Source organism: Cellulomonas sp. GbtcB1, from assembly GCF_019091725.1.
Taxonomy (GTDB): domain Bacteria; phylum Actinomycetota; class Actinomycetes; order Actinomycetales; family Cellulomonadaceae; genus Cellulomonas.
In genome coordinates this window covers 37876-50876 of sequence record NZ_JAGXJG010000003.1, presented here as the reverse complement: position 1 = coordinate 50876, position 13001 = coordinate 37876, and the positions used below count along the sequence as shown (strand labels likewise).

The 13001-nt window shown below is 74.4% G+C and carries 13 protein-coding genes; 12 read left to right on the top strand and 1 reads right to left on the bottom strand.

The window, feature by feature from the left end; all coding sequences use genetic code 11:
- The first annotated feature begins 22 nt into the window (after positions 1-22).
- The gene (gene arc, locus KVT14_RS02080) at positions 23-1651 is read left to right on the top strand and encodes a proteasome ATPase (protein WP_166939190.1); all 1629 of its coding nucleotides are present in this window, start codon (positions 23-25) and stop codon (positions 1649-1651) included.
- A gap of 23 nt (positions 1652-1674) precedes the next feature.
- On the opposite strand, the gene KVT14_RS02075 is transcribed toward arc, so the two are convergent.
- A complete protein-coding gene (locus tag KVT14_RS02075) occupies positions 1675-2142 on the bottom strand; it encodes a hypothetical protein (RefSeq protein ID WP_217614146.1) in 468 nt (155 codons plus the stop codon).
- A 205-nt stretch (positions 2143-2347) separates the two neighbouring features.
- Here KVT14_RS02075 and KVT14_RS02070 point away from each other — a divergent pair, with 205 nt between their 5' ends.
- From KVT14_RS02070 to KVT14_RS02020, 11 genes are all read left to right on the top strand, one after another.
- Positions 2348-3034 (top strand): DUF4956 domain-containing protein, encoded by a 687-nt coding sequence (locus KVT14_RS02070; protein WP_217614145.1) that lies wholly within the window; start codon positions 2348-2350, stop codon positions 3032-3034.
- A 32-nt stretch (positions 3035-3066) separates the two neighbouring features.
- Positions 3067-3897: a polyphosphate polymerase domain-containing protein gene (locus KVT14_RS02065; RefSeq protein WP_308160826.1), complete on the top strand. Its 831-nt coding sequence runs from the start codon at positions 3067-3069 to the stop codon at positions 3895-3897.
- Positions 3898-3995: 98 nt separating this feature from the next.
- Positions 3996-5861, top strand: coding sequence for a carbohydrate-binding domain-containing protein (locus KVT14_RS02060; protein WP_217614143.1), 1866 nt, complete (start codon positions 3996-3998; stop codon positions 5859-5861).
- A 116-nt stretch (positions 5862-5977) separates the two neighbouring features.
- The gene (dop, locus tag KVT14_RS02055) at positions 5978-7633 is read left to right on the top strand and encodes a depupylase/deamidase Dop (RefSeq protein ID WP_308160825.1); all 1656 of its coding nucleotides are present in this window, start codon (positions 5978-5980) and stop codon (positions 7631-7633) included.
- 134 nt (positions 7634-7767) lie between these two features.
- The gene (locus KVT14_RS02050; RefSeq protein ID WP_217614142.1) at positions 7768-7962 is read left to right on the top strand and encodes a ubiquitin-like protein Pup; all 195 of its coding nucleotides are present in this window, start codon (positions 7768-7770) and stop codon (positions 7960-7962) included.
- Between the two features lie 18 nt (positions 7963-7980).
- The gene (prcB, locus tag KVT14_RS02045; RefSeq protein WP_217614206.1) at positions 7981-8832 is read left to right on the top strand and encodes a proteasome subunit beta; all 852 of its coding nucleotides are present in this window, start codon (positions 7981-7983) and stop codon (positions 8830-8832) included.
- The gene (gene prcA / locus KVT14_RS02040) at positions 8829-9554 is read left to right on the top strand and encodes a proteasome subunit alpha (RefSeq protein ID WP_217614141.1); all 726 of its coding nucleotides are present in this window, start codon (positions 8829-8831) and stop codon (positions 9552-9554) included. Before prcB ends, prcA begins: the two co-directional genes overlap by 4 nt.
- A gap of 11 nt (positions 9555-9565) precedes the next feature.
- The gene (gene pafA, locus KVT14_RS02035) at positions 9566-10927 is read left to right on the top strand and encodes a Pup--protein ligase (RefSeq protein ID WP_217614140.1); all 1362 of its coding nucleotides are present in this window, start codon (positions 9566-9568) and stop codon (positions 10925-10927) included.
- 109 nt (positions 10928-11036) lie between these two features.
- The gene (locus KVT14_RS02030) at positions 11037-11942 is read left to right on the top strand and encodes an FKBP-type peptidyl-prolyl cis-trans isomerase (RefSeq protein WP_217614139.1); all 906 of its coding nucleotides are present in this window, start codon (positions 11037-11039) and stop codon (positions 11940-11942) included.
- A 2-nt stretch (positions 11943-11944) separates the two neighbouring features.
- A complete protein-coding gene (gene hisF, locus KVT14_RS02025; protein WP_217614138.1) occupies positions 11945-12715 on the top strand; it encodes an imidazole glycerol phosphate synthase subunit HisF in 771 nt (256 codons plus the stop codon).
- A 63-nt stretch (positions 12716-12778) separates the two neighbouring features.
- A complete protein-coding gene (locus KVT14_RS02020; RefSeq protein WP_217614137.1) occupies positions 12779-12994 on the top strand; it encodes a hypothetical protein in 216 nt (71 codons plus the stop codon).
- Positions 12995-13001 lie beyond the last annotated feature (7 nt).

Here is a 13001-nt window from a genome sequence, read left to right as displayed (position 1 = left end):
CCCGCGATCGGAGGTACCGGCGATGACGGAACCGACAGCCCGCGACCTGCAGCGCGAGCTCGCGCTCCTGGCCGCCAAGAACGAGCGGATGTCCGACGCGCTCGTGGCGGCGCGCGACCAGATCATCGAGCTCAAGCGTCAGATCGACGACCTCGCGAAGCCCCCGGGCACGTTCGCGACGTTCCTCGCCGCGCGCGAGGACGGCACCGTCGACGTCGTGTCGTCGGGCCGCAAGATGCACGTCGGCGCCAGCCCGGCCATCGACGTCCACCGGCTGCGGCCGGGCCAGGAGGTCATGCTCAACGAGGCGCTGACCGTCGTCGAGGCCGGCGGCTACGAGCAGGTCGGCGAGCTCGTGACGGTCAAGGAGCTCATCGGGCGCGAGCGCGCGCTCGTCGTCGGGCGGGGCGACGAGGAGCGCGTCGTGCGGCTCGCCGGCCAGGTGCTGGACGGCTCCGTCCGCGTGGGCGACGCCCTCACCGTCGAGGCCCGCAGCGGCTTCGTGTTCGAGCGCGTCCCGCGGGCCGAGGTCGAGGACCTCGTGCTCGAGGAGGTGCCGGACATCGACTACGCCGACATCGGCGGCCTCGGCCCGCAGATCGAGCAGATCCGCGACGCCGTCGAGCTGCCGTTCCTGCACCCCGACCTGTTCCGCGAGCACGGGCTCAAGCCGCCGAAGGGCGTCCTGCTCTACGGGCCCCCCGGGTGCGGCAAGACCCTCATCGCCAAGGCCGTCGCGCACTCGCTCGCCGCGACGTCCGCCCGCGCGCGCGGCGAGGAGGTCACCGAGGCCAAGTCGTACTTCCTCAACGTCAAGGGCCCCGAGCTGCTCAACAAGTACGTCGGCGAGACCGAGCGGCACATCCGGCTGATCTTCTCCCGGGCGCGGGAGAAGGCCTCGCAGGGGCACCCCGTCGTGGTGTTCTTCGACGAGATGGAGTCGCTGTTCCGCACCCGCGGCACCGGCGTGTCCAGCGACGTCGAGACCACGATCGTCCCGCAGCTCCTCGCCGAGATCGACGGCGTCGAGCGCCTGGAGAACGTCATCGTCATCGGCGCCTCCAACCGCGAGGACATGATCGACCCGGCCATCCTGCGGCCCGGCCGCCTCGACGTGAAGATCAAGATCGAGCGCCCCGACGCCGAGGGCGCGCGGGAGATCTTCGCCAAGTACCTCACCCCGGACCTGCCGATCCACGCCGACGACCTCGCCGAGCACCACGGCTCCACCGCCGCGGCCGTCGACGCGATGATCGCCCGGGCCGTCGAGCGGATGTACTCCGAGAACGAGGAGAACCGGTTCCTCGAGGTCACCTACGCGAGCGGTGACAAGGAGGTCCTGTACTTCAAGGACTTCAACTCCGGCGCGATGATCCAGAACGTCGTCGACCGCGCGAAGAAGTCGGCGATCAAGGACCTCCTCGCGACCGGCCAGCGCGGCCTGCGCGTCGAGCACGTGCTCACCGCGTGCGTCGACGAGTTCAAGGAGAACGAGGACCTGCCGAACACCACCAACCCCGACGACTGGGCGCGCATCTCCGGCAAGAAGGGGGAGCGCATCGTGTTCATCCGCACGATCGTCCAGGACAAGAAGGGCGAGGAGGCCTCGCGCCGGATCGAGAACGTGCAGAGCACGGGGCAGTACCTGTAGCGGTCCCGGCCGTCCGGGGACGGTCAGCGCGTGCTGACCGTCCCCGGACGCGCGGGCTCGAGGGCCTCCACCACCGCGCGAGCGGCCGCGCGCTTCACACCGAGGTTGAGCCGCACCACGGTGCCCCCGTCGGCACGCGCCGAGAGCGTCACCTCGGTCAGCGGGAACCCGCGCAGGCGTGCGGTCACCGACGAGCGGGGGGCGCTGACCAGCACCCGATCGTCCAGCGCGCCGCCCCCGCGGGCGATCAGGAGCACCCGCTCGGAGGTCGCCACGCACCAGACCGCCGGCGACGAGACGACCGCGCCGGCCTGCACCAGACCTCCGCTCAGGGCGATCGACGCCACGCCCAGCACCGTGCTCGCCACCGCCGTCTTTGCGACGTTCCCGATCGCCGACCTCTTGACCTGGGCGACCGTGACCGACCGCACCTGCTCGCCGGGCTCGAGGTAGGGGGCAAGGGCGGTGACGAGGGCGTGCTTGGTGTCCACCGGGTCTCCTGGGTCGAGAGGGCTCGCCCGACGCTAGCGACCGCCACCGCGTGCACGTGCCGGGTCGCGGAGGGTTCACCCGGACGGCGCCGGGGCCACGACCCACACCGGGGCCCTGCCGTGCGCACAGCGACCCCACAGCACCGCGCGGCTTGATGGATGCACCCGGTTCACCGGGCGTTCATCCCCGACCCGCGAGGTGCCCATGCCTGCCGCCGTCCTGTTCGCCGCCGATGTGGTGGCGATCGCCGTCCTGACCTTCGCCCTGTACTTCCCCCGGCACCGCCGGCGCGACCTCGTCGTCGCGTTCCTCGGCGTCAACGTCGGCGTCCTCGCCGTCGCCGGCGCCCTGTCGACGAGCACCGTCGGCGCGGGGCTCGGGCTCGGCCTGTTCGGCGTCCTGTCGATCATCCGGCTGCGGTCCTCCGAGATCGACCAGCGCGAGGTCGCGTACTACTTCGCGGCCCTGGCGCTCGGGCTGATCGGCGGGCTCGGCTCGTCCCTCGGCGCGCTGGCCCTCGTGCTCATGGCGATGGTCCTCGCGGCCCTGTACGTCGGCGACCACCCCCGGCTGCTGCGCGGGTACCGGCAGCAGGTCGTCGTCGTCGACCGGGCGTTCGGCGACCACGCCGCCCTCGTCGCGCACCTGGAGCAGCTGCTCGGCGCCCGGGTGCACGGCGCGACCGTCCAGCGGCTCGACCTCGTCGACGACACCACCGTCGTGGACGTGCGGTACGCCGCGCCGCCCACCGGAGCGCGGGGCGGGGCGGGCCCGCGGGTCCGGACGGGGGCGACGCCGTCCGAGCGCCGCGGGGGCGCTGCGCCCGCGAGCTCCGCGCCCGCCGACGACCCGGCGCGGGTCGGGTCGGCGCTGTCCGGGGCCGCACGATGAGCGGCGCCGGGCCCGAGGTAGCGGAGGTCGCCGTGCCGGCCCTGGACGCGTCGCGGGTCCCGCTCACCGCGGCCGGCGTCGCGCCCGTCGCCGCCGTCCCGCACCTCGCCGGCCTCGCGCAGCTCCCCGTGATCGACCTCGACGAGCTCCAGGCCACCGCCGCGCTCCAGACCCGGGTCGACCGCAAGTACGTCCTCCCGCTCGCCGCCCTGCCCGGTCTCGTCGCGGCCCTGCCGGCCGGCACCCGCCGGCTCGTCATCGCCGGCCGGGACGCCTTCGGGTACGAGTCGGTGTACTTCGACACCCCGGACCTCGAGGCCTTCCACCTCGCCGCGGGCCGCCGGCGCCGCCGGTACAAGGTCCGCACCCGCACCTACACCGACACCGGTGGCTGCTGGCTCGAGGTGAAGACCCGCGGGCCCCGCGGCACCACCGTCAAGGAGCGGCGCGAGCACGACGTGCGCGCCCGCGACGACGTCGGCGACGCGCTCGGCTTCGTCGTCGGCACCCTGCGTGCCCACGGCGTCGACCTGGCGCCCGCCGGGGACGGCGCCGAGCCGCTGCTCGCGCCGACCCTCACCACGCAGTACCGGCGCCGGACCCTGCACCTCCCGGACGGCGCGCGGCTGACCGTCGACACGGGGCTCGAGTGGCTGGGCGCGCGGTCCGTCGCGGCCGTGCCCGGGCACGCCGTCGTCGAGACCAAGAGCGTCGCCGGGGCGTCCGCCGCCGACCGCGCCCTGTGGGCCCTCGGCCACCGGCCCAGCCGCATCTCCAAGTACGCGACCGGGCTGGTCGTCCTCGACCCTGCCCTCGGCGGCCGGCCGTGGCGGCGCACCCTGCGCCGCACGCTCGCCGCCTGACCGGCCTGACCCGCCTGACCCGGGTCGGCCCCGCGCGGTCCCGACCCGCGCGACCCACGACCACCCACGCGACCCCGATCCCCACGAAGGAGCCCACCGTGCGCCGACCCCGCCGCATCGTCACCGCCCTCGCAGCCCCCGCCGTCCTGCTCAGCCTGCTGCTCACCGGCTGCACCGCCGACGCCGTGGCCGGCACGGGCTCCGGCTCGTCCGACGCCGCCGGCACGACCAGCACCACCGTCACCGACGTCGCCGCGGGGGCCACCGCCGAGGAGGTGCTCGCCGCGAACGCGGACGTGCACGAGGTCGCGGACGCCGGCACCGCCACCGGCACGATCACGCTCGACGGCGGCACCGCCACGTCCGACGCCGAGGGCGTCACGGTCGACGGGTCCGTCGTCACGATCACCGCCGGCGGCACCTACACGGTCACCGGCACCCTGGACGACGGCCAGGTCGTCGTCGACGCCGGCGACGCCGTCGTGCACCTCGTGCTGGACGGCGCGGACCTCACCTCGTCCACCGGCGCCCCGCTCGTGATCAGCAGCGCGGGCTCCGCGGTGGTCGAGCTGGCCGACGGCTCCAGCAACGCGCTGACCGACGCCGCGACCTACGCCGACGCCGACGCCGGGGACGCGCCGAACGCCGCCCTGTTCAGCACCGCCGACCTCACGATCACCGGGGACGGCGCGCTCACCGTGACCGGCAACGCGAACGACGGCATCGCGTCGAAGGACGGCCTGGTGATCGAGTCCGGGCAGATCACCGTCGACGCCGTGGACGACGGCATCCGCGGCAAGGACTACCTCGTCGTCTCCGGCGGCACCCTCGACGTCACCGCGGGGGGCGACGGCCTGAAGACGGACGACGACAGCGACGCGACCGAGGGGTTCGTCGTCGTCTCCGGCGGCGACCTGACCGTCGCGGCCGACGGTGACGGCGTGGACGCCGAGACCGACGTCGTGGTCACCGGCGGCATCCTCGACGTCACCGCGGGCGGCGGCAGCGGCACCGGGCCGACCGACGAGACCTCCACCAAGGGCGTCAAGGGCTCCGCGAGCGTCGTGGTCGGCGGCGGCGCGGTCACCGTCGACTCCGCCGACGACGCCGTGCACTCCAACGGCATCGTGTCGATCACCGACGGGGACCTGACCCTGTCCAGCGGCGACGACGGCGTGCACGCCGACGCGGCCCTCGACGTCACCGGCGGCTCGGTCGACGTGCGCACCTCGTACGAGGGCCTGGAGGCCGAGGCGATCACCCTCGCCGGCGGGGACATCACCGTCGTGGCCTCCGACGACGGGATCAACGCCGCGAGCAGCGCCACGGGGTCCACCGAGGACGCCCAGGGCGACTGGGCCGGACCCGGCGGCGAGTCCGCCGGCACCGCCAGCCTCACGATCACCGGCGGCACCGTCGCGGTCGACGCGGGCGGCGACGGCCTGGACGCCAACGGCACCCTCACGATGTCCGGCGGCACCGTCGTCGTGAACGGGCCGACGAACGACGGCAACGGCGCGATCGACGCCGACAGCACCCCGTCCGTCACCGGCGGCACCCTCGTCGCGGCGGGTTCCTCCGGCATGGCCATGGCGCCGGGCACCGACGGGCAGGGCTGGGTGTCCGCGACGTTCGACAGCGCGCAGACCGCGGGCACCACCCTCGCCGTCGTCGACGCCGACGGCACCGTCGTCGCGACCTTCACCCCGACGAAGCAGATCACCTCGCTCGTCATCTCGACCGCGGACCTCACGGCGGGGGAGCAGTACACCGTGGTCTCCGGGGCGGCCCCGTCCGGGGACGCGGTCGGGGGCTACACCGCGTCGGGCGACGCCGCGGGTGCGACCGAGGTGCTCACCGTCACCGCGGGCGAGCACACCTCCGGGATGGGCGGCGGCGGGCAGCCGGGCGGTGGGCAGGGCGCCGGCGGCCAGGGCGGCGGCCGGCCGGGCGGCAACGGCTGACCCGACCGGAGCCGCGAGTGGATCCCTCCGCACGGACACGCCCGGGCGTGGCGGTGCGGAGGGATCCACCCGCGCGCGGCGTCGCCGACCACCGGCCCCGACATAGGGTGGGCCGCGTGACCGTGCGCCGCGTGATGGGGATCGAGACCGAGTACGGCGTGCTGCAGCCCGGCCGCCCGACCGCCAACCCGATGCTCCTGTCCAGCCACGTCGTCGCCGTGCACGCCGCGGCCCGCCAGGGCGGTCGCGCCAAGGCCCGGTGGGACTACGACGACGAGGACCCCCTGCAGGACGCCCGCGGCTTCCACCTGCAGCGGGCCGCCGCGCACCCGTCGCTGCTCACCGACGACCCCGCCCGCCCCGCTCCCTCGGGCGACGGGTCCGTGTCCGACGGTGCCGCCCCCGGCGCCTCGGCCGACGGCCCGCAGGAGGTCGCCCGGTCGCTCGTCGAGGAGTACGAGGACCCGGGCGCGGCCAACGTCATCCTCACCAACGGCGCCCGGCTGTACGTCGACCACGCGCACCCCGAGTACTCCTCGCCCGAGGTCACCAACCCCCTGGACGCCGTCCGCTGGGACCGCGCGGGGGAGCTCGTCATGCTCGCCTCCGTCCGCGCGCTGGCGTCCACCCCGGCCCTGCCCGACGTCGCGCTGTACAAGAACAACGTCGACGGCAAGGGCGCCACCTACGGCACCCACGAGAACTTCCTCGTCGAACGGTCCGTCCCGTTCGTCGACCTGGCCGCGCGGCTCACCCCGTTCCTCGTCACCCGGCAGGTGTTCACCGGCGCCGGGCGCGTCGGCATCGGCCAGCGCGGCGAGGAGGCCGGCTTCCAGCTCTCGCAGCGCGCCGACTACATGGAGGCGGAGGTCGGTCTCGAGACCACCCTGCGCCGCCCCATCGTCAACACCCGCGACGAGCCGCACGCCGACCCCGACAAGTGGCGGCGGCTGCACGTCATCATCGGCGACGCCAACCAGCTCGAGGTCCCCACCTACCTCAAGCTCGGCACGACCTCCCTCGTCCTGTGGCTGATCGAGCGCATCGCCGACGGCTCCGCCGCCGACCTCGGCCGCACCCTCGACCGCCTCGCCCTGGCCGACCCCGTGGGCTCCGTCCACGCCGTCAGCCACGACCTCACCCTGACCCGGAGGCTGCACCTCGCCGACGGGCGGCTGCTCACCGCGATCGAGATCCAGCAGGAGTACCTCGCCGCCGTGCGGACCGCGCTCGGCCGCCCCGCCGTCGGGGGTGACGGACCCGACGCCCAGACCGCCGACGTCCTCGCCCGGTGGGGCTCCCTCCTCGGCCGGCTGGCCACCGACCCGGCGTCCTGCGCCCGCGAGGTCGAGTGGCTCGCCAAGATGCGGCTCCTCGAGGGCCTGCGTCGCCGCGACCACCTCGACTGGGACCACCCGCGCCTCGCCGCAGTCGACCTCCAGTGGTCCGACGTGCGCCCCGAGCGCGGGCTGTACCACCGGCTCGTCGACGCCGGCGCCGTCGAGCGTCTCGTCACCGACGAGGACGTGCGCGCCGCCGTCACCGCCCCGCCCGAGGACACCCGCGCGTACTTCCGCGGCCGCACCATCGCCCGGTTCGGCGCCCACGTCTCCGCGGCCAGCTGGGACTCCGTCGTCTTCGACGTCCCCGGCGCGCCCACCCTCCAGCGCGTGCCCATGCGGGACCCGCTGCGCGGCACGCGGGCCCACGTCGAGACCCTGCTCGAGACCTCCCCGGACGTCGCGAGCCTCCTGGCGGCGCTCGGCTCCTGACCTGCCACGGCGCGCGACGCCGCGACGCGCCAGGCCCCCAGGGGAATGCGCGCCGACCAGGGCCTAGGGTGGTGGCACTGCGGGTCGCACGCCCAGCGCGCGCGGCCCGTGCCCGACTACCGCCGGAGGTGCACATGGCTGGTCAGGAGCGCGCTCGGGACCGTCGCGAGGACGACGAGCCGGTCGACGAGCCCGACGTCGAGCAGGTGACCGCCGCCGCGCAGCAGCGCGACGCCGAGGTCGACGCCCTCCTCGAGGAGATCGACGACGTCCTCGAGACCAACGCCGAGCAGTTCGTGCGCGGGTTCGTGCAGAAGGGCGGGCAGTGACGCGTGCCGACGGACCCGCTGATCCCGGCGGGGCGGCTGCCCGGGGCGTTCACCACCCCCGGGTCGTCGTCCTTCGTCGATTTCCTCGCCCAGCACGCCCCGGACCTGCTGCCCGGGCGGCGCACCCCGCTGCGCGTCGGTGACGTGAGCCCCGGCACGAGCGCCCCGCACGCGACCACCATCGTCGCGCTGTCCTTCGCGGGCGGCGTCGTCATGGCCGGCGACCGGCGCGCCACCATGGGCTCGCAGATCGCCTCCCGGGACATCGAGAAGGTGTTCCCCGCCGACGACTACTCCGCCGTCGGCATCGCCGGCACCGCGGGGCTGGCCGTCGAGCTCGTCCGGCTGTTCCAGCTCGAGCTCGAGCACTACGAGAAGATCGAGGGCACCCTGCTCTCCCTCGACGGCAAGGCCAACCGGCTCGCCACCATGATCCGCGGCAACCTCGGCCTCGCCCTGCAGGGCCTCGCCGTCGTCCCGCTGTTCGCCGGCTTCGACCTCGACCGGGGCGCCGGCCGGATCTTCTCCTACGACGTCACCGGCGGCCGGTACGAGGAGCACCAGCACCACAGCGTCGGCTCCGGCTCCGTGTTCGCCCGCGGCTCCCTCAAGAAGCTCTGGCGGCCCGGGCTCGACGCCGACGACGCCGTGCGGGTCGCCGTCGAGGCCCTCGTCGACGCCGCCGACGACGACTCCGCCACCGGCGGTCCCGACACGTCCCGGCGGATCTGGCCCGTCGTCGCCACCGTCACCGCCGCCGGCTACCTCCGGGTGCCGCAGGACGACCTCGGCGAGGTGGTGGCGCGCGTCCTGGCCGACCGCGCCGAGCAGCACGCCCGCGCCCGCGCGCAGGAGGAGGCCGACCGATGAGCATGCCGTTCTACGTCTCGCCCGAGCAGCTGATGAAGGACCGGGCCGACTACGCGCGCAAGGGCATCGCCCGCGGCCGCTCCGTCGTCGTCCTGGCCTACGAGGACGGCATCGCCTTCGCCACCGAGAACCCGTCCCGCGCGCTGCACAAGGTCTCCGAGATCTACGACCGCATCGCGTTCGCCGCCGTCGGCAAGTACAACGAGTTCGAGAACCTGCGCGTCGCCGGCGTCCGGTACGCCGACCTGCGCGGGTACTCCTACGACCGGCGCGACGTCAACGCCCGCGGCCTCGCCAACGCGTACGCCCAGACCCTCGGCACGGTCTTCACGACCGAGTCCAAGCCGCTCGAGGTCGAGATCGTCGTCGCCGAGGTCGGCGTCGACGCCGCGACCGACCAGATCTACCGGCTGTCCTACGACGGCTCCGTCGCCGACGAGCGCGGGTTCGTCGTCATGGGCGGGCAGGCCGACCGCCTGCGCGAGGAGGTCGCCGGCGCCTGGACGCCCGGGATGCCCCTCGCCGCCGTGCTGCAGCTCGCCGTCCGGGTGCTCGGCGCGCCCGCCGACGGGGCCGACGAGGACGACCGCCGCGTCATCCCCGCCGCCCAGCTCGAGGTCGCGGTCCTCGACCGCACGCGCCCGCGCCGCGCGTTCCGGCGCCTGTCCGGCGTGGTCCTCGAGGACCTGCTGGGCTCGGCCGCAGCACCCGACCTGCCCTGAGGAGCCAGCCCATGGACCGACGCATCTTCGGCCTGGAGACCGAGTACGGCGTCACCTGCGCCGCCGAGGACGGCCGCGGCCTGTCCGCCGACGAGGTCGCGCGCTACCTGTTCCGCAAGGTCGTCGCGTGGGGCCGCTCGTCGAACGTCTTCCTGCGCAACGGCTCCCGCCTCTACCTCGACGTCGGCTCCCACCCCGAGTACGCCACCGCCGAGTGCGACGACTGGCGCCAGCTCGTCACCCACGACCGCGCGGGGGAGCGGATCCTCGAGGGCCTCGTCGCCGACGCCCAGCAGCGGCTCGAGCACGAGGGCCTCTCCGGGCGCATCCACCTGTTCAAGAACAACACCGACTCCGCCGGCAACTCCTACGGCTGCCACGAGAACTACCTCGTCCGCCGGCAGGGCGACTTCTCCCGGCTGTCCGACGTCCTGGTGCCCTTCCTCATCACCCGGCAGATCCTCACCGGGGCCGGCAAGGTCCTCGCCACCCCGCGCGGCGCCGTCTTCTGCCTGTCCCAGCGCGCCGACCACATCTGGGAGTCCGTCTCCTCGGCCACCACCCGGTCCCGGCCCATCATCAACACCCGCGACGAGCCGCACGCCGACGCCGAGCACTACCGCCGGCTGCACGTCATCGTCGGCGACTCCTCCATGTCCGAGACGACCACCATGCTCAAGGTCGGCTCCACCGACCTCGTGCTGCGGCTCGTCGAGGCCGGCCTGCCCATGCGCGACCTCACCCTCGAGAACCCCATCCGGGCCATCCGCGAGATCAGCCACGACGTCACCGGCATGCACCCCGTCACCCTCGTGAGCGGGCGCACCGTCACCGCCGTCGACCTCCAGGAGGAGTACCTCGGCCGCGTCCAGGACTGGGTCGCCGCCGAGACCGACGCCACCCCCGAGGTCAAGCAGGTCCTCGAGCTCTGGGAGCGCGGCCTGCGCGCCCTGCGCACCGGCGACCTGTCCCTCGTCGAGCGCGAGCTCGACTGGGTCATCAAGTACCGGCTCATCGAGCGGTACCGCGCCAAGCACGGGCTCGACCTGTCCGACGTCCGCGTCGCGCGCATGGACCTCGCCTACCACGACATCTCCCGCACCGAGGGCCTGTACAACCTGCTCGCCCAGCGCGGGCTCGTCGAGCGCGTCACCACCGACGTCGAGGTCTTCGAGGCCACCTCCGTGCCCCCGCAGACCACCCGCGCCAAGCTCCGCGGCGAGTTCGTCCAGGCCGCCCAGGAGGCCCGGCGCGACTACACCGTCGACTGGGTCCACCTCAAGCTCAACGACCAGGCCCAGCGCACCGTCCTGTGCAAGGACCCCTTCCGCAACGTCGACGACCGGGTGGAGCGGCTCATCGAGTCCATGTGACCGCGGCCCCGCCGGGTCTTCACCGGACCCGACCGAGGGGGCGTCCGGAGGGGGGTGCCGGGACCCGTACAGTGGGCGCGCACCTTGCAGGACCCTCGGAAGGAACGACGTGCGACGACTCGTGGCCGCCTGCGCCGCCGCGGCGATGCTGCTGCTCGCGGCCTGCTCCGCCCAGGAGCCGGAACCGCCGGAGGTCGTCGTGACCGGCGACGCCGGCGCCGCCCCCACCGTCACCTACCGCACCCCGCTCAGCATCACCGAGCCCAGCCACGAGGTCGTCTGGCCCGGCACCGGGCCCGACCTCGTCGAGGGGCGGCCCGTCCTGCTCGACTTCTGGCTCGAGGACGCGGCCGACGCCTCCCTCGTCAAGGAGTCGTACACCTCCAGCCCGACCCCGCGGCTCCTCACCGAGGAGGACCTCGGCAAGGACCTGTACGCCACCCTGTCCGGCCAGAAGGTCGGCGCGCGCCTCCTCCAGCTGAGCCCCGCCTCCGACGCCAGCGCCTCGTCCTACCCGACCGTCACCGTGCTCGACGTCCTGCCCATCCGCGCCGCCGGCGAGCCCGTCGCCCCGCGCGAGGGCATGCCCGCCGTCACCCTCGACGACGACGGCGCCCCGTCGCTCGCGCCCACCGGCACCGAGCCGCCGTCCGACCTCGTCGTCCAGCCGCTCCTGCGCGGCACCGGCGCCCAGGTCGCCGAGGGCGACGTCATCACCGTCCAGTACACCGGCTTCGTGTGGTCCACCGGCGAGGCCTTCGACTCCACCTGGACCAACGGCAGCCCCAACACCTTCCCGCTCGACGACGTCCCCGCCTGGTCCGAGGCCCTCGTCGAGCAGACCGTCGGCAGCCAGGTCATGGTCGTCGTCCCGCCGTCCTACGCCCTCGGCGCCACCCAGAGCGAAGAGCTCCAGGGGCAGACCATCGTCTTCGTCATCGACCTCCTCGCCACCCGCGCCCCCGCGGCCGACGGCGGCGACACGGGCGCGACCGACGCGCCGGAAGGGGAGTGACCGTGTCCGTCGCCCTGCGGGTCATCCCGTGCCTCGACGTCGATGCCGGCCGCGTGGTCAAGGGCGTCAACTTCGCGAACCTTCGTGACGCCGGCGACCCCGTCGAGCTCGCGCGCCGCTACGACGCCGAAGGCGCCGACGAGGTCACCTTCCTCGACGTCTCCGCCTCCTCCGGCGACCGCGAGACCACCTACGACGTCGTCCGCCGCACCGCCGAGGAGGTCTTCGTGCCCCTCACCGTCGGCGGCGGCGTCCGGTCCGCCGACGACGTCGACAAGCTCCTGCGCGCCGGCGCCGACAAGGTCGGCGTCAACACCGCCGCCATCGCCCGGCCCGAGCTCATCGCCGAGATCGCCCACCGGTTCGGCAGCCAGGTGCTCACCCTCTCCGTCGACTCCCGGCGCGTCACCGGCGACACCCGCACCGACTCCGGCTACGAGGTCACCACCCACGGCGGACGCCGGGGGACCGGCATCGACGCCGTCGCCTGGGCCGTGCGGGCCGCCGAGCTCGGCGCGGGGGAGATCCTGCTCAACTCCATGGACGCCGACGGCACCGAGGCCGGCTTCGACCTCGACATGCTGCGCGACGTCCGGCGCGAGGTGCGCATCCCGCTCATCGCCTCCGGCGGGGCCGGGGTCGTCGAGCACTTCGCCGCTGCCGCCGACGCGGGCGCCGACGCCGTCCTCGCCGCCAGCGTGTTCCACTTCGGGCAGCTCACCGTCGGCCAGGTCAAGGACCACCTGCGCGCCACCGGGCACACCGTGCGCTGACGCGCGGCCGACCTGCCGGCCGAACGCCTGCGCCGGCGCGGGCGGGTCTGGCAGGGTCGGGGCATGCGGAGCGCCGACGCCTCGACCAGCCGACTCCGGACCTCCCTCGTGGCCGCGGTGACCCTCGCCGCCTGCGGGGTGGTCCTCGCCGTCTTCGCCCTGCAGGACGGGCGGACGGTGCCCCTGGTCATCGCGTGCCTCCAGGTCGCCGCGGCGGTCTGGATCCTCGTGGACAACACCCGCGAGCTCCGGCGACGTGGGGCTGCGCGCGACCGGTGAGGTGCGG

Coding starts and splice junctions, on each gene's coding strand:
- arc (WP_166939190.1), top strand. CDS start 23: ATGACGGAACCGACAGCCCGCGACCTGCAGCGCGAGCTCGCGCTCCTG.
- KVT14_RS02070 (WP_217614145.1), top strand. CDS start 2,348: ATGCCTGCCGCCGTCCTGTTCGCCGCCGATGTGGTGGCGATCGCCGTC.
- KVT14_RS02050 (WP_217614142.1), top strand. CDS start 7,768: ATGGCTGGTCAGGAGCGCGCTCGGGACCGTCGCGAGGACGACGAGCCG.
- prcA (WP_217614141.1), top strand. CDS start 8,829: ATGAGCATGCCGTTCTACGTCTCGCCCGAGCAGCTGATGAAGGACCGG.
- pafA (WP_217614140.1), top strand. CDS start 9,566: ATGGACCGACGCATCTTCGGCCTGGAGACCGAGTACGGCGTCACCTGC.
- KVT14_RS02020 (WP_217614137.1), top strand. CDS start 12,779: ATGCGGAGCGCCGACGCCTCGACCAGCCGACTCCGGACCTCCCTCGTG.